Source organism: Streptomyces xinghaiensis S187 (genome assembly GCF_000220705.2).
In the GTDB taxonomy this organism is placed as follows: domain Bacteria; phylum Actinomycetota; class Actinomycetes; order Streptomycetales; family Streptomycetaceae; genus Streptomyces; species Streptomyces xinghaiensis.
Map to the genome: position 1 here is coordinate 3,300,550 of NZ_CP023202.1, position 22,797 is coordinate 3,323,346.

A 22,797-nucleotide genomic window follows, 5' to 3' on the forward strand; every position below is an offset into this window, starting at 1 on the left:
CCCCTCGGTCATACAGGCTTACGTCATGGAGGGCGGACCGCGGCGGCCCTCCGCCGACCCCCCATCACTCCCACCCCCGGGACGCGACCGGTGGACGGCACGCGACCCGGGGCACGGAAGCGGTCAGTCGGTGGCCGAGACGGCGTCATCGACCGAGGTGTGAATCGGGAACACCTTGGTCAGACCGGTGATACGGAAAATCTTCAGAATGCGCTCCTGGTTACAGACCAGACGCAGCGAGCCCTCGTGCGCGCGGACGCGCTTGAGACCACCGACGAGGACGCCGAGACCGGTGGAGTCGAGGAAGTCGACGCCCTCCATGTCGACCACCAGGTGGTAGCTGCCCTCATTGACAAGCTCGACCAGCTGCTCACGCAGCTTGGGCGCGGTGTATACATCGATCTCGCCACCGACCTCGACGACCGTGCGGTCGCCAACGGTACGCGTCGACAGAGACAGGTCCACGGATCCTCCAGCACCTTGCAACGAGCGGTCGCCCCCCATGGATCGGCAGCCGCGATGGCATTCAATCACTTACCGGCAGGCGCGCACGACGCCTTGAGCCCATTCTTCATCAGGCCAGTGACACACTCGGTGCCGATGGCCGACGACCAACTCCCGCAGTCTGCGGGCACGCGCCCCGCCCCACGGGCGGTACTCGGCCTGCTCGCCGGCACGGCTGACCGGGCTGCACGCGTCACTCATACGGAGCACTTGCCCCCGCGCGTGGGCCGCCATGCGGACTGGCCGCAGGGGATCCGGGAGGAAGTCGTGGAAGCGCTCCGGAGCGCCGGGATGGAGCGGCCGTGGGAGCACCAGGCGCGGGTCGCCGGACACGCCCTGCGCGGCGAGTCGGTGATCGTGGCCACCGGTACCGCCTCCGGGAAGTCCCTCTCGTATCTCACACCGGTCCTCAGCTCCCTCCTGGACGGTTCCGAGGCACCGAACGGACGGGGGGCGACGGCGCTGTACCTCGCGCCGACGAAGGCGCTCGCCGCGGACCAGCGCCGGGCCGTGGGCGGACTCGCCGCTCCCCTCGGCCGAGCCGTGCGCCCCGCGGTGTACGACGGTGACACCCCCGTGGAGGAGCGCGAGTGGGTGCGCCAGTACGCCAACTACGTGCTGACCAACCCGGACATGCTGCACCGGGGCATCCTCCCCGCCCATCCGCGCTGGGCCTCCTTTCTGCGGGCGCTGCGCCACGTCGTCATCGACGAGGCCCACACCTATCGCGGGGTCTTCGGCTCGCACGTCGCGCAGGTGCTGCGCCGGCTCCGCCGGGTCTGTGCCCGCTACGGCTCCGACCCGGTGTTCCTGCTCGCCTCCGCCACGTCCGCCGAACCCGCGCTGGCCGCCGGCCGGCTGACGGGCCTGCCGGTCGCCCAGGTCACCGAGGACGCCTCACCCCGGGGAGAGCTCGTCTTCGCCCTCTGGGAGCCCCCGCTGACGGAACTGCACGGCGAACACGGTGCGCCGGTCCGGCGCACCGCCACCGCGGAGTCCGCCGAACTGCTGACCGACCTGGTCGCCCGTGGCGTGCGCACCGTCGCCTTCGTACGGTCCCGGCGCGGCGCGGAGCTGATCTCCGTGATCGCGCAGGAGCGGCTGGCCGCCGTAAACCGTTCGCTTCCCGGGCGTGTCGCGGCCTACCGCGGCGGTTATCTGCCGCAGGAGCGCCGCGCCCTGGAGGCCGCCCTGCACCGGGGGGACCTGCTGGGGCTCTCCGCCACCAACGCCCTGGAACTCGGCGTGGACATCGCCGGGCTCGACGCCGTCGTGATCGCCGGCTACCCCGGCACCCGCGCCTCGCTGTGGCAGCAGGCAGGCCGGGCGGGCCGCGCCGGGCAGGGCGCCCTCGCGGTCCTGGTCGCCCGGGACGACCCGCTGGACACCTTTCTGGTGCACCACCCCGAGGCACTCTTCCGGCAGCCCGTGGAATCGACCGTCCTCGATCCGGACAACCCGTATGTCCTCGCCCCCCATCTCTGCGCCGCGGCGGCCGAACTCCCGCTCACCGCGGCGGACATGGAGCTGTTCGGCCCTGCCGCGCCCGATCTCGTCCCGCAGCTGGAGCGCCGGAAGCTGCTGCGCCGGCGGGCCACCGCCTGGCACTGGACCCGCCGGGAGCGGGCGGCCGATCTCGCGGACATCCGCGGTGAGGGCGGCACCCCCGTCCAGGTCGTCGAGGCCGCGACGGGCCGCCTGCTGGGCACCGTGGACGCCGCCTCCGCCCACACCGCCGTCCACGACGGCGCCGTCCACCTCCACCAGGGCCGCACCTACCTCGTCAAGCGGCTGGACCTCGAGGACTCCGTGGCCCTGGTCGAGGAGGCGGACCCGCCCTACTCGACCACCGCGCGGGACACCACGGCCGTCACCGTCCTCGACACCAGCACCGAGGTGCCCTGGGGCGGCTCCCGGCTGTGCTTCGGTTCCGTCGAGGTCACCCACCAGGTCGTCTCCTTCCTCCGCCGCAAACTCATCACCGGGGAGGTGCTGGGCGAGTCCAGGCTCGATCTGCCGCCCCGCACCCTGCGGACGCGCGGTGTCTGGTGGACCGTCACGGAGGACCAGCTCGAAGCGGCCCGGATCTCCCCGGAGCAGCTCCCGGGCGCACTGCACGCCGCGGAGCACGCCTCGATCGGCATGCTGCCGCTCTTCGCCACCTGCGACCGGTGGGACATCGGCGGTGTCTCCGTGCCTCTGCACCCCGACACCCTGCTGCCGACCGTCTTCGTCTACGACGGCCACCACGGTGGCGCGGGCTTCGCCGAACGCGCCTTCCACACCGCCCGGCGCTGGCTGACAGCCACCCGGGAGGCCATCGCGGCCTGCGAGTGCGAGTCGGGCTGCCCGTCCTGCGTCCAGTCACCGAAGTGCGGCAACGGGAACGACCCCCTGGACAAGAACGCCGCCGTCCGGCTGCTCTCCGTTCTTCTGGCCGCAGCCCCCGCGGAGTGACGGCCGGGGCCGCCCGGGCCCCGCCGTCCCCGGCGCACGGATGCTGCCGTGCCCGCCGTCGGACGCTGTGCCGGTCGCCCTGCCGCTCGTCGTGCAGGCCGCCGTGCAGGTTGCCGTCCCGGGTCATCCCCCGTCCGAACCGGGTATCCGTTCCCGGGGACGGCCGGGGCCGTCCCTCTCCGGGTCCGCGCCTCCCACCGGGTGGTCCGCCGGGCCCGCGCGGGCCCGGACCCGGGACGCGAACGGTCCGGCAGCGGCCTCGGCGGTCACGTCCGAGACCTCACCGCGCACCACACAGCGCACCAGCCGGACCCCCTGAGCCTCGGCGACCCGCCGGGCCAGTCCACAGGCCGCGTCCTGGCCCGACAGCGCGTGATCGGCCGCCGCCAGGGCCGCGAGATCCGCACCGCCGCCCGCCCGGTGGCGAGTGATCACGGCTTGCCCCAGGGCCAGCACAGCCGCGAACACGGCGCACAGAGCCGTGGCCGTCACGGCCGTCCACACCGTGGCCGAGCCCCGGTCCGCATCCGGTGCTCCTCCCGCTCTCACCGTCCACCCCCGGACTTCTCCGGCGGGCCTGCCGGGTCCACCGGTTCCGCTGCACCACCATCCGGTGCCGGAGAGCCGGTGCCGGACCGGCCGGGCTCCGTCTCCTCCGGTGGTCCGGCCACGGACTCGTCCAGGGCGACGGCCTCGGACCGCAGCCGGAGGCCCAGCGGCCCCGGGCCCGGAGCCCGGACCGCGACCGTCACCCGGACCAGCCCCTCCCCGCGGCGCAGGCCGATCTCCGCGCCCCGGGGCGCGGCCGCGCGGGCCGCGGCCAGCGCGGCTTCCCGGGGTTCGGACCGGGCGGCGGCCCTCGCCCCCGCCCGTGCCGCGTCCACACACCGGATGTGTGCGGACGCGGCCATCTGACCCCAGATCAGGATCATGGCGAACAGTGCCAGCACCGGCAGCGCCACGGCCGCCTCCGCCGTCACGTATCCGCGGTCAGAACTGCGCATCGAGCGCCTTTCCGATCACGGACTGCAGGGCACCCGTGACCGCGTCACTGGTCACCACTTTGTAGAGGACCGCGCCGAAGCCGGCAGCGGCGATGGTGCCGACCGCGTACTCGGCGGTCGTCATACCGGCCTGCGCGTCCTTCCCGCGCAGCGCACGCCCGCGGTCCCGCAACCAGGTGTACATGCCCACCCCTTGTCCCGCCCCGCTCCCGGGGCGTCCGTTCATGCGTCGTTCCGTGCCGATACCGCCTGAGCCCCCTTCGTCCGGAGGGGCCCTGGGCCATGTCCGACGGCTCATCCGGGCCCGCTCAGCAGATCGCCGGCCAGGCCGATGAGCACCGGCGCCACCCCGACGGTCAGAAAGGCGGGCAGGAAGCACAGGCCCAGGGGCGCGGTGGCGAGCACCGCCGCCCGCCGCGCCGCCGCTGCCGCCGCCCGCGCCCCTCCGGCCCGGCACTCGGCCGCCACCCGAGCCACCGGCTCCACCGCCGACACGCCCGTGACCTGCGCTCGCGCCAGGCACCGGGCCAGCCCGGCCGCCCCCGGCACCTCGGCCAGCCGTCCCCACGCCTCCTCTGGATCACCGCCCAGGCGCAGTTCGGCGGCAACCCGGTTCAGCCGCTCACCGACCGGCCCGCCGAGCGAACGGCCCACGGCCACGGCGGCCTCTCGCGGCCCCGCGCCCGCCGCGAGGCAGGCCGCCAGGAGATCCGCGGCCAGCGGCAGCCCGGCCGTCTCGGCACTCCGCCGGGCTCCTGGACCGGGTCTCCTCCGGGCCCATCTCCGGACGGCGTATCCGGTCGCGACCCCCACCGCGCAGCCCACCGCTCCGCCGATGACCGCCGACGCGGCCAGTCCCGCACCGACCACCGGCCACCACTCCCGGGCCACCCCGGTCCACCGCGCCGTGCGGGCGCGGCCGGAGCGCCGGCGGCCCCGCCAGGACATGCCGTGGCCGGGTGGGCGGCGCAGCGCGGCACCGTCGCGCCCCGGAGCATGGGCCGTGGTCAGCAGCAGGGCCAGCCGCCGCCGGGAGGCCCGGGACCGCGCGCTCCGCAGCACCGCTGCCGCGAAGACCGCCCCACCCGCCGGCGCCGCCGCCCACAGGCTGTGGACGAGTTCCGTGTTCACGCCGTCCTCCCGGGTCCGAGTGCGGTGGCCCGGCCCTTGCCCGGGCCGTCGGTATGCGCGGCACCCCCGGCGTACCGGCCGTGTGCGGGCCCCGGGTGCTCCGTCGCGGCCGGCCGCGCCCCGCCGGACCCCTCCGCGGTCCGTACGATCCGCGCCGTCCAGGCCAGTCCGGCGGATTCCAGTGCCGCCCCCGTCAGCAGACAGGCGAGTCCGGCCGGTGTGTGCAGGAGCACCCGGAGCGGATCCGCGCCGAGCAGGCCGCCCATCAGCAACCCGAAGGCGGGCAGCAGGGCCAGCAGAAGCGCGGTGCATCTCGTCCCCTCCAGTTGGGCGCGGAGGTCCTCCCGCTGCTCCCGTTCGGCTCGCAGGGCGGCCGCCACCCGGTCCAGCCCGCCCGCGAGCCCGGCCCCGGTGTCGGCCGCCGCCTGCCAGCAGGCCGCGACCCCGGCCAAGCCCTCCGCGCCCGGCCATCGGGCGGCCTGCCGCAGGGCTCCGGGCACGTCGCCGCCGAACCGGGCCGCGGCCGCCACCGAGGCTTGGGAGGGCCCCGGCCGGACCGGCGCGGCCAGCAGCGCCTCGGCCGGTTGCCGACCGGCCCGCAACTCCCCGGCCATCACCGCGCACCACTCGATGACCTCCCCGGCACGCCGTTCCGCTGCCCGCCTCCCGTCCCGCCGCCGCAGCCGGCGCCGCACCAGCGGTACGGCCCCGAGAGCCGCGAGCGGCGGCAGCGGGGAATCCCCGAACCAACCGATCAGGCACCCGGCCGGCAGGCACAGCCACTCCTGGCCGAGCCGGGTCCGGGTCCGCTCCCACCATTCCCGGGCCGCGGCCGGCCACCGCGCGTACCGGCGGAGGCCGCCGTCCCCGTGGACCACCGGGCGCGCTCCGGGCAACAGCAGCCGCGCACGCCGCTGTTGGCCCCGCCGCCACGCCGACAGCCACACGGCCAGACCCGCGGACACCAGAGCCGCGCAGACCGTCATGTGGGCGGCGGGTGCCGTCACCCCGGTCACCACGTGCCTCCCTCTTCCGGGCTCGCGCCGGCGGACACGGCCAGCAGCCGGTTCAGCCGCGGCCATCCGGGACCGAGCACGGGCTCACCGCCCGCCGTACCCCAGACCGCGGCCGGGACCGTGGTGACGAGGCCGGTGCCGCCCCGCTCCAGCACGTGCATCTCGGCGATCCGGCGCAGACCCGTCCGCCGGTCCCGCACCAGGTGGATGAGCACCGACAGGGCGGCCGCCAACTGGCTGTGCAGCGCCGCCCGGTCGAGCCCCGCGGTGGAGCCGAGAGCCTCCAGCCGGGCGGGAACATCGGCGGCGGCATTGGCGTGCACCGTGCCGCAACCGCTGTGACCGGTGTTCAGCGCGGCGAGCAGATCGGTCACCTCCGGACCGCGGACCTCCCCGACGACCAGCCGGTCGGGCCGCATGCGCAGCGCCTGCCGCACCAGATCCCGCAGGGTGACCCGGCCGGTGCCCTCCTGGTTCGGCGGCCGGGTCTCCAGGCGGACCACATGCGGGTGTTCGGGGCGCAGTTCCGCCGAGTCCTCGGCGAGCACGATGCGCTCGGCGGGATCCACCAGGCTCAGCAGGCTGGAGAGCAGGGTGGTCTTCCCCACTCCGGCGCCCCCGCTGACCAGAAAGGACAGCCGGGCCTCCAGCAGTGCGCGCAGCAGCCGTTCGCCACCGGGCGGCACCGTTCCCGCGGCGACCAGCCCCGTCAGGCCGAAGGCCCGGGGGCGGACCACCCGCAGCGACAGACAGGTGGAGCCGACGGCCACCGGGGGCAGCACCGCGTGGAGCCGGGTTCCGCCGGGGAGCCGGGCGTCCACCCAGGGCCGTGCGTCGTCCAGCCGGCGCCCGGCCACGGCGGCCAGCCGCTGGGCCAGTGCCCGTACCGCCGCGGCGTCGGGGAAACCCACATCCGTCAGTTCCAGCCCGCGGCCACGGTCCACCCACACCCGGTCGGGCGCGGTGACCAGGACGTCGGTGACCGCGGGATCGGCGAGCAGCGGTTCCAGGGGGCCCGCCCCCACCAGCTCGGAGCGCAGCGCCGTCACCACGGCGAGCACCCCCGCGTCACCGAGCAGCCGGCCCTCGGCCCGCAGCGCGGCGGCCACCCGCGCCGGTGTGGGCTCGGCCCCCGTCTCGGCGAGGCGCAACCGGACCGCGTCGACCAGGGACGGCGGTACCGGCTGCCGCTGCCACGAATTCCCCGCCGCTTCCGGCCCCGGGGCAGGCGCCCGGCAGGCACGCCCAGGAACCGATGGCGGTCCCGGACTCCGTGCTCCGGGTTCCCCTGGCTCCCTCGCCCAACTGGGCGGCGCGGGCCTCCGGTTCGTCTCCGTACCGTTCACGCGGCGGCACCCCCGCCACCCGGCAGGGCCCGGTCCCAGAAGGCCGAGCAGAACCGGGCCAGCGGTCCGCGGGTGTTGTCGCCCGGGACGGATCCACCCGGCGCCTCCACGGGGAGTCCCGGCTCCGGGGGAATCTCCCCCGCCAGCGGGAGCCCGAGCAGCGCGGCGATCTCCTCGTCCTCCAGACCCGCGCCGCAGGGCCCGCGCACCACGACCCGGAGATCCGGGAGGACGGTGCGGACGGCCGACGCCACGCGGTGCGCCGCGGCGACCGAACGCAGCCCGGCCGGCACCACCAGCAGCCCCAGATCGAGCTGGGCCAGCGCCTCGGCGACCGTTTCGTCCAGCCGCCGGGGCAGGTCGACGACCACGGCACCACCCCGCCGCCGCGCGGCGGAGAGCACGGAACGCATGGCCTCGGGCGGGACGGCCACCGTGTCGCCCCGGTCCCAGCTGAGCAGGCGCAGGGAGCGCAGCCGCGGAAGCGACTCCTCCAGCGCGCCGGCGGCCACCCGGCCGCGCGACTGGGCGAACGCCGGCCAGCGCAGCCCCTCGGCGCTCTCCCCGCCGAGCAGCACGTCCAGCCCGCCACCGAGCGGATCACCGTCCACGAGCATGGTGCGCCGGCCGTCGCGGGCCGCCGTGACGGCGAGCGCGCAGGCCAGGGTGGAGGCCCCGGCACCGCCCCGGCCTCCGATCACGCCGACGGCGAGCGCCGGTGCGGCGGTGCCCTCCAGGGCGTCGGCGATCCGGTCCACCAGCCAGGCCTCACAGCCGGGCAGAGGAACGACGTGGTCGGCGCCGACGCCGACGGCCCGCTGCCAGATGCCGTGGTCCCCCGGTTCCCGGCTGATCAGCAGGACCCCGGCCCGCCGTACGGCGTTGCGCAGCCGGGGCACGGCGTCGTCGCCGACGATCACCAGGGGGGCTCGCTCCCAGCTGCCGCGTCCAGGGACGCCGTGGCAGACCTCCGGCTCGGCGCCCGCCGCGGCGCACAACCGCAGAAGCTCGTCCAGGAGTTCCGAGTCCTCCGTGACCACCAGGGGTGGCCCCGCTCCTGTTACGGCACTTTCCAGCCGATCGGAAGTGTTCAGTCCGTTCATGGCCGATCCCCTCTCGCTTCAGCACTCCCACTGCGCGAACCTCGCGGGAATCAGCGTGCGGCGATCCGGGAAATCCCGTGGATCTTGGTCGAAATCTGTGGACAACTCGGCGGTTGTGAATATCCGGACCACCTATACCGGTGACTTCCATCCGCAGCATGACGATTACACTCTGTAACAGCAGAGGGCAGGAGGAAGCGGTCCGGCGGAGGGCCGGACGGAGCGCCCGGCGAAGGGCGGGAGGACGGCAAAATGCGTCCGGACATGCGACGACCCCCGCCGGGGGGGAGAGCGGGGGTCGTCCCCACGGCCGACTCGGGGGGGGAGGAGTCGGGCCGGGTTAGCACGGTCGCGAACGATCCGTGACTTCCATGGTGTACCCGAGGGCCTTCTCAGGCAAACCCACACGCCTCAGCTTACGCCGAATGGAGGGCCTTATGCTCGACCCGTGGAAAACCCCTCCTTGCCGCGCACAGCCGCCTTCTTCGACCTCGACAAGACAGTGATTGCCAAGTCGAGCGCACTGGCCTTCAGCAAGTCCTTCTACCAGGGCGGCCTCATCAACCGCAGGGCCGTCCTGCGCACCGCTTATGCCCAGTTCGTCTATCTCCTCGGCGGGGCCGACCACGACCAGACGGAGCGGATGCGGGAGTACCTCTCCGCGCTCTGCCGCGGCTGGAACGTGCAGCAGGTGCGGGAGATCGTCGCGGAGACCCTGCACGACCTGATCGATCCGATCATCTACGACGAGGCGGCCTCGCTGATCGAACGCCACCACACCGCGGGCCACGACGTCGTGATCGTCAGCACCTCGGGCGCCGAAGTGGTCGAACCGATCAGCCGGCTCCTCGGCGCGGACCGCGCGGTCGCCACACGGATGGTCGTCGAGGACGGCTGCTACACCGGCGAGGTGGAGTACTACGCCTACGGGCCCGCGAAGGCCGAGGCCATCACCCGGCTCGCCGGGAGCGAGGGGTACGACCTGGCGCGCTGCTACGCCTACAGCGACTCGATCACCGACATACCCATGCTGGAGGCGGTCGGCCATCCGCACGCCGTCAACCCCGACCGCGGACTGCGCCGCGAGGCCGTCGCCCGTGGCTGGCCCGTTCTCTCCTTCGACCGGCCGGTCCGGCTGAAGCAGCGCGCGCCGTCGCTCTCCCTCCCCGCCTGGGGACCGGCCTGGACGTCCCCGAGCCGCCCCCTGGTCGTCGGCGCGGTCGCCGTGACGGCGGCGGCAGCGGCCGCCGGACTCGTCTGGTACGCCGGCCGGCGCCGTGCGGCCGCCTGCCCGCCGGCATGAGAACCGGGCAAAGAATCCCGGCCCGGGCTTCCGCTTACCGGCCTGGAGGAGTACAAAGGAATTACCGGCCCGTGAGACCGGGGAGACCTTTCCAAGAGGTCTTCCGCAATTGTCCACGGCCCCACGGACCGAAGCACGGAAGCCGGGCACCCACGCGACGCCGACCCGTCGATTACGGGCCAGTCGCACAGGTCACGGGCTCAGACCCGACCTGATGCGCATCTCGTGCACGCACTGGTAACCCGACGGACGTGCCAGCGGCGGTACCGCGAGGTACCGCCGCATTAATGCCCGCCCGGAGCCGTGGGAAATACTCTCCGCATCCCCTCCGCGGCGCTGCCGGAAATGCACCCGCCGCATTCCGGATCCGGATCGGCCCGGCCTCCTCCCCGGTCAGGCCGCGCCCCTCTGGAGGGCCTCGCAGACCGCCGTGCTCTCCCGGGCCCCGAGTCCGACCGCCCGTCCGCAGTGCGCGATCCATGCCGCCACCCCCTCGGGCGTACCGGAGGCATAACCCGCCAGCGCCTCGGCGTACGCAGCGGATCCCAGCTCCGCGTGCCCGACCTCGGACGGGCACACCGCCTTGGGGTCCAGTCCGCTGCCGATGAGCACGATCCGCTCGGCGGTCCGCGCCACCAGCCCGTTGCACGAGGCGAACGGGCGGAGGGTGAGCAGTTCGCCGTGCACGACCGCCGCCGTCACCAGGGCCGGCGCGCCGCCCCCGGCCAGCAGCAGTCCGGCGAGCCCTTCCAGCCGTCCCGCCATCTCGTCCGCCTCCGGCAGCGACAGCGTCACCAGCGGCTCGTCGACGGCCTCGCCCGCCAGCCGCGGCCGGCCCACCGAGTCCTCCGGCGCCGCGCCCGAGGCGGCCACCAGATGGAGCCGGGCCAGCACGCGCAGCGGCGACTGCCGCCACACGCCCAGCAGCTGCCCCGCCTCCGCGGTCAGCCGCAGGGCCGCGCCCACCACCCGGGGCTCCCCCGCGGCGCTGAAGTCCGTGCGCCTGCGGACCTCTTCCAGCGCCCAGTCGGCGCCGGCCAGCGCCGCGGACGCGCGGGCCCCGCGCAGGGCGGCCTCGGAGGTGATCTCGGTGCTCCGGCGGCGCATCACCCGGTGGCCGTAGACCCGGTCCACGGCCTTCCGTACGGAGTCCACGGAATCGGTCACGCCCGGGAGGGCGCCGAGAGCGGCGAGCGGATCGGCATTCGTACGCATGGGAACGACCCTACGCACTCGGAGGCCGGCGCTCCCGATGGAGTGGTGTTGTTCACTGGCGTCCCTCACTCCGTGCTTCCGGTCCACTACGCTTGTTGAACATGAAGATCGCTTTCGTTGGGAAGGGCGGCAGCGGCAAGACGACGCTGTCCTCGCTCTTCATCCGCCGGCTCGCCGCCGCCCGGATCCCGGTGCTCGCCGTGGACGCCGACATCAACCAGCACCTGGGAACCGCCCTCGGCCTCGGCGACGAGGAGGCGGCCGCGCTGCCGGCCATGGGCGCACGGCTGTCGCTGATCAAGGACTGGCTTCGGGGCACCAACCCGCGGATCGGCTCGGCCGAGACCATGATCAAGACCACCCCGCCGGGCACGGGCTCACGGCTGCTCCGGCTGTCCGAGGACAACCCCGTCTTCGCCGCCTGCGTCCGGCCGGTCCCGCTGGACGAGGGCGAGGCCGGGCTGATGGTCACCGGCCCGTTCACCGAGGCCGACCTGGGCGTGGCCTGCTACCACTCGAAGACCGGGGCGGTCGAACTCTGCCTCAACCACCTGGTCGACGGCCGGCAGGAGTACGTGGTCGTCGACATGACGGCCGGCTCGGACTCCTTCGCCTCCGGGATGTTCACCCGCTTCGACATGACGTTCCTGGTGGCCGAGCCGACCCGCAAGGGCATCGCCGTCTACCGCCAGTACAAGGAGTACGCGCGCGACTTCGGCGTCGCGCTGCGCGTGGTCGGCAACAAGGTGCAGGGCCCCGAGGACCTGGCCTTCCTCCGCGAGGAGGCCGGGGACGACCTGCTGACCGCCTTCGGCCACTCGGACTGGGTCCGCGCCCTGGAGAAGGGCCGCCCGCCCCGCTTCGACCTGCTGGAGGAGCCCAACCGCGAGGCCCTGCGGACCCTGCACGAGGCCGCGGACGGTTCGTACGAGCACCGGGACTGGCGGCGTTACACCCGCCAGATGGTCCACTTCCACCTGCGGAACGCGGAGAGCTGGGGCAACACGCGGACGGGCACCGATCTGGCGGCCCAGGTGGACCCCGGTTTCGTCCTGGACGAGCGGTTGGTCAGTCCGCAGCCTGCCTGATCCGGGCCGGTCCGATCGCCGGCCGGGCCGGCCCCGCCGGTTCCGCGGGGCGCCGGGGCGCCGCGGAACCGGCGGGCCCCGCGGCCGGCCCGCCGAGAAAGGCCTTCCAGCCCTCCTCCGGCCGCTCCCCGACCCCCAGCGTGCGCAGCTTCGCCAGCACCCCGGGGTCCTGGACGTCCAGCCAGTCCGCCAGTTGCTTGAAGGTCACGCAGTGGACGTCCTTCTGCGGGCAGATCTCCTTGATGGCCTCTTCGACGGCGCGCATATAGGCGCCCCCGTTCCAGGACTCGAAGTGGTTGCCGATGAAGAAGGGCGCCCGGTTGCCCTCGTGGGCCCGCCGGAACCCCTGGAGGAGCCCGTCGCGCATCTGGCGGCTCCAGAGGGCGTGCTGCGCGGGGTCGCCCCGGACCGTGCCCGACTGGTTGGCGAGGAAGTTGTAGTCCATCGAGAGCGTTTCGAAACCGCGCCCCGGCATGGGGATCTGCTGGAGCGGGAAGTCCCAGAGGCCGCCCTTCTTCGACGGCCAGACCTGCAGGCCCCCGGGTGAACTGGCGTCGTAGCGGAAGCCCTCGGCCTTCGCCGCCGGCAACAGGCTCCGCTGCCCCTCCAGGCAGGGGGCGCGGCCGCCGACGAGTTCCCGGCCGTAGTCGAAGGGCAGTGGCGGGGCGCCGTCGAGACCCGCGTGCGTCTTCCAGCTCTTGACCAGGGCCTCGGCCTGCCGGATCTCGTGGCGCCACTCGTCCGTCGTCCAGGTCCCGACGCCGCCGTTCGGGCCGCAGAAGTGCCCGTTGAAGTGGGTGCCGATCTCGTTGCCCTCCTGCCAGGCCCCGCGCAGCTGCTCCAGGGTGGCCTTGATCCCCCCGATGTCGTTGAAGCCGATGTCCGAGGAGCCGGGGGCGTGCCGCGGCGGCTTGTAGACCTCGCGCCGGGCGTGCGGAAGGACGTAGACACCGCTCAGGAAGTACGTCATCTTCGCGTCGTACTCCCGGCCGATCCTGCGGAAGTGGGAGAAGAGCTTCTGACCGTCCTCGCCGGCCCCGTCCCAGGAGAAGACCACGAACTGGGGCGGGCGGTGGCCGGCCTCCAGCCGCTTCGGGACGGGCTGGTTCGGCTGGCGGCCGGTGAAGGCCGTCGACCCGTCACCGATCAGCCTGACCGGGCCCGAGACCGCCCCGTGCTCCGCGGATCCCTGCCGTGCGTCGTCCCCTTCCCGGTCCCCGGTGGCGGAACAGCCGGTGACCGCCAATGCCAGAACGGTGGCGACGGTCCCTGTGGTCACTCTCCGCGGGGCGGCCATCGGCCCACCTTCTTTCCTCCGCCTCGTGCGCTGCCGACACAGCGCGGACCAAGGTCGCATGGGAGGAAGAAACGTTCATACCGACAAGCCGATAAACATACATATTCACCCCATTGAGTCATTCACCAGGCGCTTTGTCCCGGATGACCCCACACCGTCTTTACTCTGCATTACGGTTCGTTTACCAAGAGTTGGCATACCGCGTATGGCAGAGCCCAGGAGGCCGTCCCCGTGTCCCCCTGCACCCCGCCCCGGTCCGGCGATCTCGCCGCCTCCGTGACCGTCTTCCTGATCGCCGTTCCGATGTCCCTCGGTCTCGCCGTGGCCATGGGCGCCCCGCTGCAGGCGGGCCTGATCGCCACCGCCGTCGGCGGCATCCTCGGCGGCCTGCTCGGCGGGGCTCCCCTCCAGGTCACCGGCGCCTCCACCGGACTGACCGTCGTCACCGCCGAGTTGATCCAGGTCTACGGCTGGCCGGCCACCTGTGGCATCACCGTCCTCGCCGGCCTGCTGCAGCTCGCCCTCGGCTGGCTCCGGGTGGCCCGCGCGGCGCTCGCCGTCAGCCCCGCCATCGTGCACGGCACCCTCGCCGGCATCGGCGTCACCATCGCCCTCGGACAGCTGCACGTGGTCTTCGGCAGTGAGCCGCACAGCACGGTCTTCGGCAATCTCCGCGCCCTCCCCGGCGAACTGGCCGGGGCCCCGACCGCCGCGCTCGCCGTCGGGGCGCTGACCGTGGCCGTCCTCATCGGCTGGACGCGGCTGCCGGGCCGTGCGGGCAGGGCGCTGCGCCGCCTCCCCGCCGCCCTGGCCTCGGTCGCCGTCGCCACGCTCGTGACGGTCGTGGCCGCTCCCGGGCTGGACCGCGTCGATCTCCCCACCTGGCGGGCCCACATCCTGCCGGAGGCACCGGACGGCGCACTGCTGGGGCTGCTCGCCGCCGTGCTCACCGTCGCGCTCGTCGGCGCCCTGGAGTCACTGCTCTCCGCGGTCGCCGTCGACCGGCTGGCCCGCGACCGCCCCGCGGGTGCCGTGCCGCCCCAGGCCGACCTGGACCGCGAACTGCGCGGACAGGGGACGGCCAACACCGTCTCCGGCCTGCTGGGCGGACTGCCGGTCTCCGGTGGCGCGATGCGGGGCTCGGCCAACGTCCGCGCCGGAGCCGCCGGCCGCTGGTCCACCGTGCTGCACGGGGTCTGGGTACTGCTCGCCGCCGGGCTCCTGGCCTCGGTGCTGGAGCAGATCCCGCTGGCGGCCCTCGGCGCGCTGGTGGCCGTGGTGGGCGTGCAGATGGTGAGCTACGCCCACATCCGCAACGTCCACCGGCACCGCGAGTTCCCCGTCTACGCGGCGACGATCGCGGGGGTGGTGCTGGCCGGCGTCCTGGAAGGGGTCCTGCTGGGGATCGCCGCCGCCCTGGCCGTGTCCCTGCACAGGCTGGCCCGGACCCGCATCTCCGTGGCCGAGGCCCGCGGCGTCCACCGGGTCCGGGCGCACGGCCAGTTGACGTTCCTGGCGGTGCCGCGGCTGAGCCGCGCCCTGGGCCGGGTGCCGCCCGGGGCCACCGCGTTCGTCGAACTGGACGGCTCCTTCATGGACCACGCGGCGTACGAAACCCTGCAGCACTGGCGCGAGACACATGTCGCGCGGGGCGGACGGGTCGCCGTGACGGGACGGGCCGGGCAGGACGTCTGTGAGCCCTCCTCGGGACACGGCTGCAGGCCCTGGACCCCGTGGCGCAACCACCAGTGCGTGCAGGGGCCGGCCGGGGAGGCGGTGCCCCGCGGAGAGCGCCGGCCGACGGCCGGCAGCGTCCAGCTCACGGGCGGACTCCGGGCCTTCCAGCGCAACACCGCACCCCTGGTCCGGGAGGAGCTGGCCCGTCTGGCGCGGGAGGGCCAGCGGCCGTCCCAGCTCTTCCTGGCCTGCGCCGACTCCCGGCTCGTCACCAGCATGATCACGTCCAGCGGACCCGGCGACCTCTTCACCGTCCGCAACGTCGGCAACTTCGTGCCGCCACCGGGAGCGGACTCCGCCGACGACTCCGTCGCGGCGGCCATCCAGTATGCGGTCGACGTCCTGGGGGTGAGCAGTATCACGGTCTGCGGCCATTCGGGATGCGGCGCCATGCAGGCGCTGCTGGAGTCACCGCCGGACGGCTTCGCGACCCCGCTGGGCCGCTGGCTGCGCCACGGGGTCCCCAGTCTGGAACGGCTGCGCGGCGGGGAGCCGGAACCGGTGATCTCCGGCAGGCCCGCCGGGGACTCAGTTGAGCGGCTCTGTATCACAAATGTGATCCAGCAGCTGGAGCATCTGTCGGCGCACCCCTCGGTCGCCCGGCGGGTGACCGAGGGCACCCTCACCCTGCACGGAATGTACTTCCATGTGGCGGAGGCACAGGCGTACTTGCTCATCAACCAGGGCAAAACCTTCGCACCCGTACAGCCGGAGGTCTGGTCCACCGGGGCCGGTGAGTCGGCGGAATCTCCACCTCTACAGGTCTAGACCTCTTGTGGCAAGCTCTTGTCAGGTCCGGCAGTGGCCTGATGTGCTATCGCCGGGACCACAGCGGACACCCTGGGAATGGGAGTAGTCGTGAGCAATGAAAGCCTGGCCAACCTGCTGAAAGAAGAGCGGCGGTTCGAACCGCCGGCCGACCTGGCAGCGGCCGCCAATGTCACCGCCGAGGCATACGAACAAGCCAAGGCTGACCGGCTGGGCTTCTGGGCCGAGCAGGCCCGTCAGCTGACCTGGGCGACCGAGCCGACCCAGACCCTCGACTGGAGCAACCCACCGTTCGCGAAGTGGTTCGCCGACGGCAAGCTGAACGTCGCCTACAACTGCGTGGACCGCCACGTGGAAGCGGGCAACGGCGACCGCGTCGCCATCCACTTCGAGGGCGAGCCCGGCGACACCCGCGCCATCACCTACGCCGAGCTGCAGCGCGAGATCTCCAAGGCCGCCAACGCCCTCACCGAGCTCGGCGTCCAGGCCGGCGACCGCGTCGCGATCTACCTGCCGATGATCCCGGAAGCGGTCTTCGCGATGCTGGCCTGCGCCCGCATCGGCGCCCCGCACTCCCTCGTCTTCGGCGGCTTCTCCGCGGACGCGCTGGCCACCCGTATCGAGGACGCCGACGCCCGGGTGGTCATCACCTCCGACGGCGGCTACCGCCGGGGCAAGCCCTCCGCTCTCAAGCCGGCCGTGGACGAGGCCCTGACCCGCCCCGGCACGGAGAACGTCCGCAACGTCCTCGTCGTCCGGCGCACCGGTGAGGACACCGCCTGGACCGACGGCCGCGACGTGTGGTGGCACGAGCTGGTGGACCGCCAGTCCGACCAGCACACCCCCGAGGCCTTCGACGCCGAGCACCCGCTGTTCATCCTCTACACCTCGGGTACGACGGGTAAGCCGAAGGGCATCCTGCACACCACCGGCGGCTACCTCACCCAGGTCGCCTACACCCACCGGGCCGTCTTCGACCTCAAGCCGGAGACGGACGTCTACTGGTGCACCGCCGACGTCGGCTGGGTGACGGGCCACTCGTACATCGTCTACGGCCCGCTGGCCAACGGCGCGACCGAGGTCGTCTACGAGGGCACCCCGGACACCCCGCACCAGGGCCGCTGGTGGGAGATCGTCCAGAAGTACGGCGTCACGCTCCTCTACACCGCGCCCACCGCGATCCGTGCCTGCATGAAGTGGGGTGACGACATCCCGGCCAAGTTCGACCTGTCGTCGCTGCGCATCCTCGGCTCCGTGGGCGAGCCCATCAACCCCGAGGCCTGGATCTGGTACCGCAAGCACATCGGCGGCGACCGCACCCCGGTCGTGGACACCTGGTGGCAGACCGAGACCGGCGCCATCATGATCAGCCCGCTCCCGGGTGTCACGGCCACCAAGCCGGGATCGGCCCAGATCCCGCTGCCGGGCATCTCCGCGACCGTCGTCGACGACGAGGCCAAGGAGGTCCCGAACGGCGGTGGCGGTTACCTCGTCCTGACCGAGCCGTGGCCGTCGATGCTCCGCACGATCTGGGGTGACGACCAGCGCTACCTCGACACCTACTGGTCCCGCTTCGAGAATCGTTACTTCGCGGGCGACGGCGCCAAGAAGGACGACGACGGCGACATCTGGCTGCTCGGCCGGGTCGACGACGTCATGCTGGTCTCCGGCCACAACATCTCGACCACCGAGGTGGAGTCGGCGCTCGTCTCGCACCCCAAGGTGGCCGAGGCCGCCGTGGTCGGCGCCACGGACCCGCAGACCACACAGGCCATCGTCGCCTTCGTCATCGTGCGCGGCAACGTGGACAGCGAGGAGGAGGGACTGGTCGAGGAGCTCCGCGCCCATGTCGCCAAGCACCTCGGTCCGATCGCCAAGCCCAAGCGCATCCTGCCGGTCGCGGAGCTGCCCAAGACCCGCTCCGGCAAGATCATGCGGCGGCTGCTGCGCGACGTGGCGGAGAACCGCGCCCTCGGTGACGTCACGACCCTCACCGACTCCTCGGTGATGGACCTCATCCAGACCCGGCTGCCCGGCGCCGCCTCCAGCGAGGACTGACACCCCGGGCACCACCCCTGACCGGCCGAGAGCCGGGAGACGCCGCCGACCAGGACGGTTTCTCCCGGCTCTCCCGGGTAGGGTGAAGAACACAGCAGTCGTTCGATAGTCCTCAAGGTGCGCCGGGAAGTCTGGTCGGCAACCGCCGAGTCGTGCCCGGAAAGCGCGGCTCCGGCAGGTCTCCATGTCACCGACCGGAGGGTTTCTTTTCCGTGGCCACGCCCCAGCACCCCAAGTTCCTCGGCCGCATGTCGCTCCCGGAGCGCAACTTCGTCGCCGACGCGCTGCGGACCGAGACCGTCGGCGGTGTACTGCTGCTCGCGGCCGCGATCGTCGCCCTGGTCATGGCGAACACCCCGCTGAGCGACTTCTACCAGAGCGTGCGGGACTTCACCGTCGGTCCCGAATCCCTCCACCTGGACCTCTCGATCGGCGACTGGGCCAAGGACGGCCTCCTCACCATCTTCTTCTTCGTGGCCGGCATCGAGCTCAAGCGGGAGCTGGTCGCCGGTGAGCTGCGCGATCCGAGAGCGGCGGCCCTGCCCGTCGTCGCGGCGCTCTGCGGCATGATCGTCCCCGCGCTCGTCTACATCGCCACCGCGTCCGGCCTGGGCGGCAGCCTCGACGGCTGGGCGGTGCCCACCGCCACGGACATCGCCTTCGCCCTCGCCGTCCTCGCCGTGCTCGGCACCTCGCTCCCCGCCTCGATGCGGGCCTTCCTGCTGACCCTGGCGGTCGTCGACGACCTCGGCGCGATCCTCATCATCGCCCTCTTCTTCACCACCGACATCAGCCTCCCCGCCCTGGGACTCTCGCTGGCCGGGCTGGCCCTCTTCTGGTTCCTGCACCGCAAGGGCGTCCGCGGCTGGTACGTCTACGTCCCGCTGGCCGCGGTGATCTGGGCGCTGATGCACGCCAGTGGCGTACACGCCACGGTCGCCGGTGTCGCGATGGGCCTGCTGCTGCGCTGCACCGTCCGCGGCAACGAGAGCCACTCCCCCGCCGAGCACATCGAGCATCTGGTCCGCCCGGTCTCCGCCGGCGTCGCCGTACCGCTGTTCGCGCTCTTCGCGGCGGGCGTCTCGGTCTCCGGCGGGGCCCTCGGTGACGTCTTCACCAAGCCCGAGCCGCTCGGCGTCGTCCTCGGTCTCTTCCTCGGCAAGGTCGTCGGCATCTTCGGAGGCTCCTGGCTGGCCGTCCGCTTCACCCGGGCCGAACTCAACGACGAGCTGGCCTGGGCGGACATCTTCGCGGTCTCCTCGCTCGCGGGCATCGGCTTCACCGTCTCCCTCCTGATCGGCGAGCTGGCGTTCACCGAGGACCCCGCCCTCGCGGACGAGGTGAAGGCCGCGGTCCTCATCGGCTCCCTGATCTCCGCCGTCACCGCGGGCATCCTCCTCAAGCTCCGCAACAACAAGTACAAGCAGCTCTACTACGAGGAGAACCTCGACGAGGACGAGTCCGGCATCCCGGACATCTACGAGCGGCACGACCCCGCGTACCACCTCCGGATGGCGGCGATCCACGAAAAAAAAGCCGCCGAGCATCGGAAGCAGGCGGAAGTCGCCGCCGCGGAACGCGCGACGGGCGATGATCCGGCATGATCGGGGGCAACCGACCGCTGAGTCCCGTCAGGGAGTCCCAGCAGACCGGAATTGAGGGATGAAGCGATGAGCCCAGTCGAACAGGACGCCGACCGCAGCCTCGGACAGCTGATGGCCACGGCGACCACCGAGCTGTCCGCGCTCGTGCACGACGAGATCGCGCTGGCCAAGGCCGAGCTGCGGCAGGACGCGAAGCGGGCGGGCATCGGCGGCTTCGCCATCACCACCGCCGGAGTCCTGGCCCTGTTCTCCCTGCCCGTGCTGAGCTTCGCCGCCGCGTACGGCATCCACAACCTGGGGCTCGGGCTGGCCTGGTCCTTCCTCATCGTGGGGAGCGCCTATCTGCTGCTGGCCGCGCTCCTGGGTCTTTTCGCCGTCGCCAAGTTCAAGAAGGTGAAGAAGCCGGAGAAGAGCATGGCCTCCGCCCGGGAGACGGCGGCCGTGCTCGGCAACGCCAAACCCCACCCGCGCCCGCGGGCGGCCGTGCCCGCCGAACCGGCGCCGTAGCGGGAGTGTGTGGCACGCTCTCCGCATGACCTCGCCCGAGACCCCCGCCACGGCCGTCAGGATCGGCGGTCCCTGGACCCACCGGGACGTCGCCGCCAACGGCGCCCGCTTTCACATCGCCGAGGCCGGTGACGGGCCGCTGGTCCTGCTGCTCCACGGCTTCCCGGAGTTCTGGTGGGCCTGGCGGCACCAGCTGACCGCCCTCGCCGACGCGGGCTTCCGGGCCGTCGCCATGGACCTGCGCGGCGTGGGCGGCAGTGACCGCACCCCGCGCGGCTACGATCCGGCCAACCTCGCCCTCGACGTCACCGGGGTGATCCGCTCCCTCGGCGAACCGGACGCCGCCCTCGTCGGCCACGGCATCGGCGGCTATCTGGCCTGGACCGCCGCGGTGATGCGCCCCAAGCTGGTGCGCCGGCTCGCGGTCACCTCCATGCCGCATCCGCGCCGCTGGCGTTCGGCGATGCTCACGGACGTCCGGCAGACCCGGGCCGGTTCCTATGTCTGGGGCTTCCAGCGCCCCTGGGTTCCCGAGCGGCAGCTCCTCGCCGACGACGCCGCGCTGGTGGGCCGGCTGATACGGGAGTGGTCCGGCCCGCGGCTGCCGGAGGACGAGACGGTGGACGCGTACCGCCGGGCCATGTCGATCCCCTCGACCGCCCACTGCTCGATCGAGCCGTACCGGTGGCTGGTGCGTTCGATGGCCCGCCCCGACGGCATCCAGTTCAACCGCCGGATGAAACGCCCGGTCCGGGTCCCGACCCTGCATCTGCACGGCTCACTCGACCCGGTGATGCGGACGCGGAGCGCCGCCGGTTCCGGCGAGTACGTCGAAGCGCCGTACCGCTGGCGGCTGTTCGACGGCCTCGGCCACTTCCCGCACGAGGAGGACCCGGCGGCCTTCTCCCACGAGCTGATCAGCTGGCTCAAGGACACGGAACCGGACCGGTAGGCCCGGCTGCCGCCACCGGCCGGACCGCTGCCGCGCGGGGGGACCGGCCACTTGCCCGGCGCATAGGCCAACTGGCCGAGTCCCGGGCGGTTACCGACCACCGGTCCCGGGAAAGCCCCCGGTATGGGTTGGACGCACGACTACCGTGACGTATCTCGTGATCACCGCGCCGCCATCGTGCGGAACACCCCCCAGGGGGTGGTCTCCCCCGGATCCTCCGGGAAACGGGCCCAGAACCCGTCCGTGGCCTTCCATCTGGAGCCTCCGGGTCTCGGTATCCCGCACATTCTCCGCCGCCGCGCCCGCTGGGTGTCGGCGCGCCTGCGCCATCCGCGCGACTGATCGCCGACCGCTGACGGCCGGCCGCCGGATCCGGGCCGACTCGCAGAGACGGTTCCGGTATCCCGCGCCACCGCACCACCGTCCCGTACGACATCCGACGCCGCCCCGGCCCCACGGGACCGGGGCGGCCCTCATGCGTACGGTGCTCCCGGCACCGCCGCTACAGGGCGCAGCCCTGGCTGTCCACGGTCTGCTCGGCGGTGCGTCCGCGGCTGATGTCCTCCCGCACCTCGTCGACCGTCAGCGCGTACCCGGTGTCCTCGTCGTCGAGGGACTTGGCGAAGATCACGCCGTAGACCCGGCCGTCGGGGGTCAGCAGCGGGCCGCCGGAGTTGCCCTGGCGGACCAGCGTGAAGAGGGAGTAGACGTCGCGGCTCACGGTGCCCCGGTGGTAGATGTCCGGGCCGTCGGCCTGTATACGGCTGCGGACGCGCGCCGCGCGGACGTCGAATCCGCCGTTCTCCGGGAAGCCCGCGACGATCGCGCCGTCCCCGCGCTCGGCGTCCTTCTCGGCGAACTCCAGCGCCGGTGCGCCGAGGCCGGGGACGTTGAGCACGGCTATGTCGCGCTCCCAGTCGTAGAGCACGACCGTGGCGTCGTACAGCCTGCCCTCGCCGCCGATCTGCACAGTCGGCTCGTCCACACCGCCGACGACGTGGGCGTTCGTCATGACGCGGTTCGGCGCGAAGACGAAGCCGGTGCCCTCCAGAACCTTGCTGCAGCTGTCCGCGGTGCCGAGCACCTTGACGATGCTGCGCTGCGCGCGGGCGACGACCGGGCTGTTCACCAGCTCGGGGTCGGGCGGCTCCACGGTGGTGATGGGTTCGTTGGAGAACGGGCTGAAGACCTGGGGAAAGCCGTTCTGCGCCAGGACGGAACCGAACTCCGAGAACCAGCTGTTCGCGGCGTCCGGGATCACCTGCTCGACGCCCAGCAGCACCTTGGAGTTGCGGACCTCCTTGCCCACCGGCGGGAGCGCCGTGCCGGCCAGCGCCGAGCCGATCAGCCAGGCGACCAGCAGCATCGCGACGACGTTGACCAGCGCGCCGCCCGTCGCGTCGAGCGCGCGCGCCGGCGACCAGGTGATGTGCCGGCGCAGCTTGTTGCCGAGATGCGTGGTGAAGGCCTGTCCGACGGAGGCGCAGACGATCACGATGACGACGGCCACCACCACCGCCGCGGTGCCCGGCGGGGAGCGGTCGGTGAGCCGGTCCCAGATCACCGGCAGCAGGTAGACGGCGACGAGACCGCCGCCGAGGAAGCCGATCACCGAGAGGATGCCGACCACGAAGCCTTGGCGGTAGCCCACGACCGCGAACCACACGGCGGCGAGCAGCAACAGGATGTCCAGCACATTCACCGGGA

20 protein-coding genes are annotated in these 22,797 nt (G+C 73.0%); 9 read left to right on the plus strand and 11 right to left on the minus strand.

The window, feature by feature from the left end; all coding sequences use genetic code 11:
* Positions 1-123 precede the first annotated feature (123 nt).
* The gene (gene bldG, locus SXIN_RS14080) at positions 124-465 is read right to left on the minus strand and encodes an anti-sigma factor antagonist BldG (RefSeq protein ID WP_019707568.1); all 342 of its coding nucleotides are present in this window, start codon (positions 463-465) and stop codon (positions 124-126) included.
* Between the two features lie 54 nt (positions 466-519).
* On the opposite strand from bldG, the gene SXIN_RS14085 reads away from it, so the two are divergent.
* On the plus strand, positions 520-2,961 hold the full coding sequence (locus SXIN_RS14085; RefSeq protein WP_095757060.1) for a DEAD/DEAH box helicase: 2,442 nt from the start codon (positions 520-522) through the stop codon (positions 2,959-2,961).
* Between the two features lie 123 nt (positions 2,962-3,084).
* Here SXIN_RS14085 and SXIN_RS14090 read toward each other — a convergent pair whose 3' ends face one another.
* The 7 genes from SXIN_RS14090 to ssd form a co-directional block, all read right to left on the minus strand.
* Entirely contained in the window at positions 3,085-3,453 is a 369-nt protein-coding gene (locus SXIN_RS14090; protein ID WP_420341048.1) for an Rv3654c family TadE-like protein, read from the minus strand.
* A 53-nt stretch (positions 3,454-3,506) separates the two neighbouring features.
* Positions 3,507-3,965 carry a TadE family type IV pilus minor pilin gene (locus SXIN_RS14095; RefSeq protein WP_107501155.1) on the minus strand — a complete coding sequence of 153 codons (459 nt, stop codon included), beginning with the start codon at positions 3,963-3,965 and terminating at the stop codon, positions 3,507-3,509.
* Entirely contained in the window at positions 3,952-4,149 is a 198-nt protein-coding gene (locus SXIN_RS14100) for a DUF4244 domain-containing protein (RefSeq protein ID WP_039818702.1), read from the minus strand. The genes SXIN_RS14095 and SXIN_RS14100 overlap by 14 nt, the downstream gene beginning before the upstream one ends.
* A 110-nt stretch (positions 4,150-4,259) precedes the next feature.
* A complete protein-coding gene (locus SXIN_RS14105) occupies positions 4,260-5,096 on the minus strand; it encodes a type II secretion system F family protein (RefSeq protein ID WP_095757063.1) in 837 nt (278 codons plus the stop codon).
* The gene (locus tag SXIN_RS14110) at positions 5,093-6,082 is read right to left on the minus strand and encodes a type II secretion system F family protein (RefSeq protein ID WP_192883675.1); all 990 of its coding nucleotides are present in this window, start codon (positions 6,080-6,082) and stop codon (positions 5,093-5,095) included. Before SXIN_RS14110 ends, SXIN_RS14105 begins: the two co-directional genes overlap by 4 nt.
* A gap of 26 nt (positions 6,083-6,108) precedes the next feature.
* Entirely contained in the window at positions 6,109-7,263 is a 1,155-nt protein-coding gene (locus tag SXIN_RS14115; protein ID WP_019707564.1) for a TadA family conjugal transfer-associated ATPase, read from the minus strand.
* Positions 7,264-7,454: 191 nt separating this feature from the next.
* Positions 7,455-8,561, minus strand: a complete 1,107-nt coding sequence (ssd, locus tag SXIN_RS14120; RefSeq protein ID WP_050930683.1) for a septum site-determining protein Ssd — start codon at positions 8,559-8,561, stop codon at positions 7,455-7,457.
* Positions 8,562-9,009: 448 nt separating this feature from the next.
* Between ssd and SXIN_RS14125 the strand changes: the two genes are divergently transcribed.
* Positions 9,010-9,864, plus strand: coding sequence for an HAD family hydrolase (locus SXIN_RS14125; RefSeq protein ID WP_095757065.1), 855 nt, complete (start codon positions 9,010-9,012; stop codon positions 9,862-9,864).
* 393 nt (positions 9,865-10,257) lie between these two features.
* Here SXIN_RS14125 and SXIN_RS14130 read toward each other — a convergent pair whose 3' ends face one another.
* Positions 10,258-11,079, minus strand: coding sequence for a Fic family protein (locus tag SXIN_RS14130; RefSeq protein ID WP_095757066.1), 822 nt, complete (start codon positions 11,077-11,079; stop codon positions 10,258-10,260).
* A 101-nt stretch (positions 11,080-11,180) separates the two neighbouring features.
* Between SXIN_RS14130 and SXIN_RS14135 the strand changes: the two genes are divergently transcribed.
* The gene (locus tag SXIN_RS14135; protein WP_019706446.1) at positions 11,181-12,167 is read left to right on the plus strand and encodes an ATP-binding protein; all 987 of its coding nucleotides are present in this window, start codon (positions 11,181-11,183) and stop codon (positions 12,165-12,167) included.
* Here SXIN_RS14135 and SXIN_RS14140 read toward each other — a convergent pair.
* Positions 12,148-13,464: a polysaccharide deacetylase family protein gene (locus SXIN_RS14140; RefSeq protein WP_095757067.1), complete on the minus strand. Its 1,317-nt coding sequence runs from the start codon at positions 13,462-13,464 to the stop codon at positions 12,148-12,150. The genes SXIN_RS14135 and SXIN_RS14140 overlap by 20 nt on opposite strands.
* 231 nt (positions 13,465-13,695) lie before the next feature.
* Here SXIN_RS14140 and SXIN_RS14145 point away from each other — a divergent pair, with 231 nt between their 5' ends.
* The 6 genes from SXIN_RS14145 to SXIN_RS14170 all read left to right on the plus strand — a co-directional run bounded on the left by SXIN_RS14145 (position 13,696) and on the right by SXIN_RS14170 (position 21,432).
* Positions 13,696-15,969 carry a SulP family inorganic anion transporter gene (locus SXIN_RS14145; RefSeq protein ID WP_019707559.1) on the plus strand — a complete coding sequence of 758 codons (2,274 nt, stop codon included), beginning with the start codon at positions 13,696-13,698 and terminating at the stop codon, positions 15,967-15,969.
* Positions 15,970-16,059: 90 nt separating this feature from the next.
* Complete coding sequence (acs, locus tag SXIN_RS14150) at positions 16,060-18,027, plus strand: acetate--CoA ligase (protein ID WP_019707558.1); 1,968 nt, start codon at positions 16,060-16,062, stop codon at positions 18,025-18,027.
* 248 nt (positions 18,028-18,275) lie between these two features.
* Positions 18,276-19,631 carry a Na+/H+ antiporter NhaA gene (gene nhaA, locus SXIN_RS14155; protein ID WP_095758044.1) on the plus strand — a complete coding sequence of 452 codons (1,356 nt, stop codon included), beginning with the start codon at positions 18,276-18,278 and terminating at the stop codon, positions 19,629-19,631.
* Positions 19,632-19,697: 66 nt separating this feature from the next.
* Positions 19,698-20,138, plus strand: coding sequence for a phage holin family protein (locus tag SXIN_RS14160; protein ID WP_019707556.1), 441 nt, complete (start codon positions 19,698-19,700; stop codon positions 20,136-20,138).
* Between the two features lie 25 nt (positions 20,139-20,163).
* On the plus strand, positions 20,164-21,090 hold the full coding sequence (locus SXIN_RS14165; protein ID WP_019707555.1) for an alpha/beta fold hydrolase: 927 nt from the start codon (positions 20,164-20,166) through the stop codon (positions 21,088-21,090).
* A gap of 123 nt (positions 21,091-21,213) precedes the next feature.
* Positions 21,214-21,432, plus strand: a complete 219-nt coding sequence (locus SXIN_RS14170) for a hypothetical protein (RefSeq protein WP_078649557.1) — start codon at positions 21,214-21,216, stop codon at positions 21,430-21,432.
* Between the two features lie 160 nt (positions 21,433-21,592).
* Here SXIN_RS14170 and SXIN_RS14175 read toward each other — a convergent pair whose 3' ends face one another.
* Complete coding sequence (locus SXIN_RS14175) at positions 21,593-22,792, minus strand: MarP family serine protease (RefSeq protein ID WP_019707554.1); 1,200 nt, start codon at positions 22,790-22,792, stop codon at positions 21,593-21,595.
* Positions 22,793-22,797: the final 5 nt, after the last annotated feature.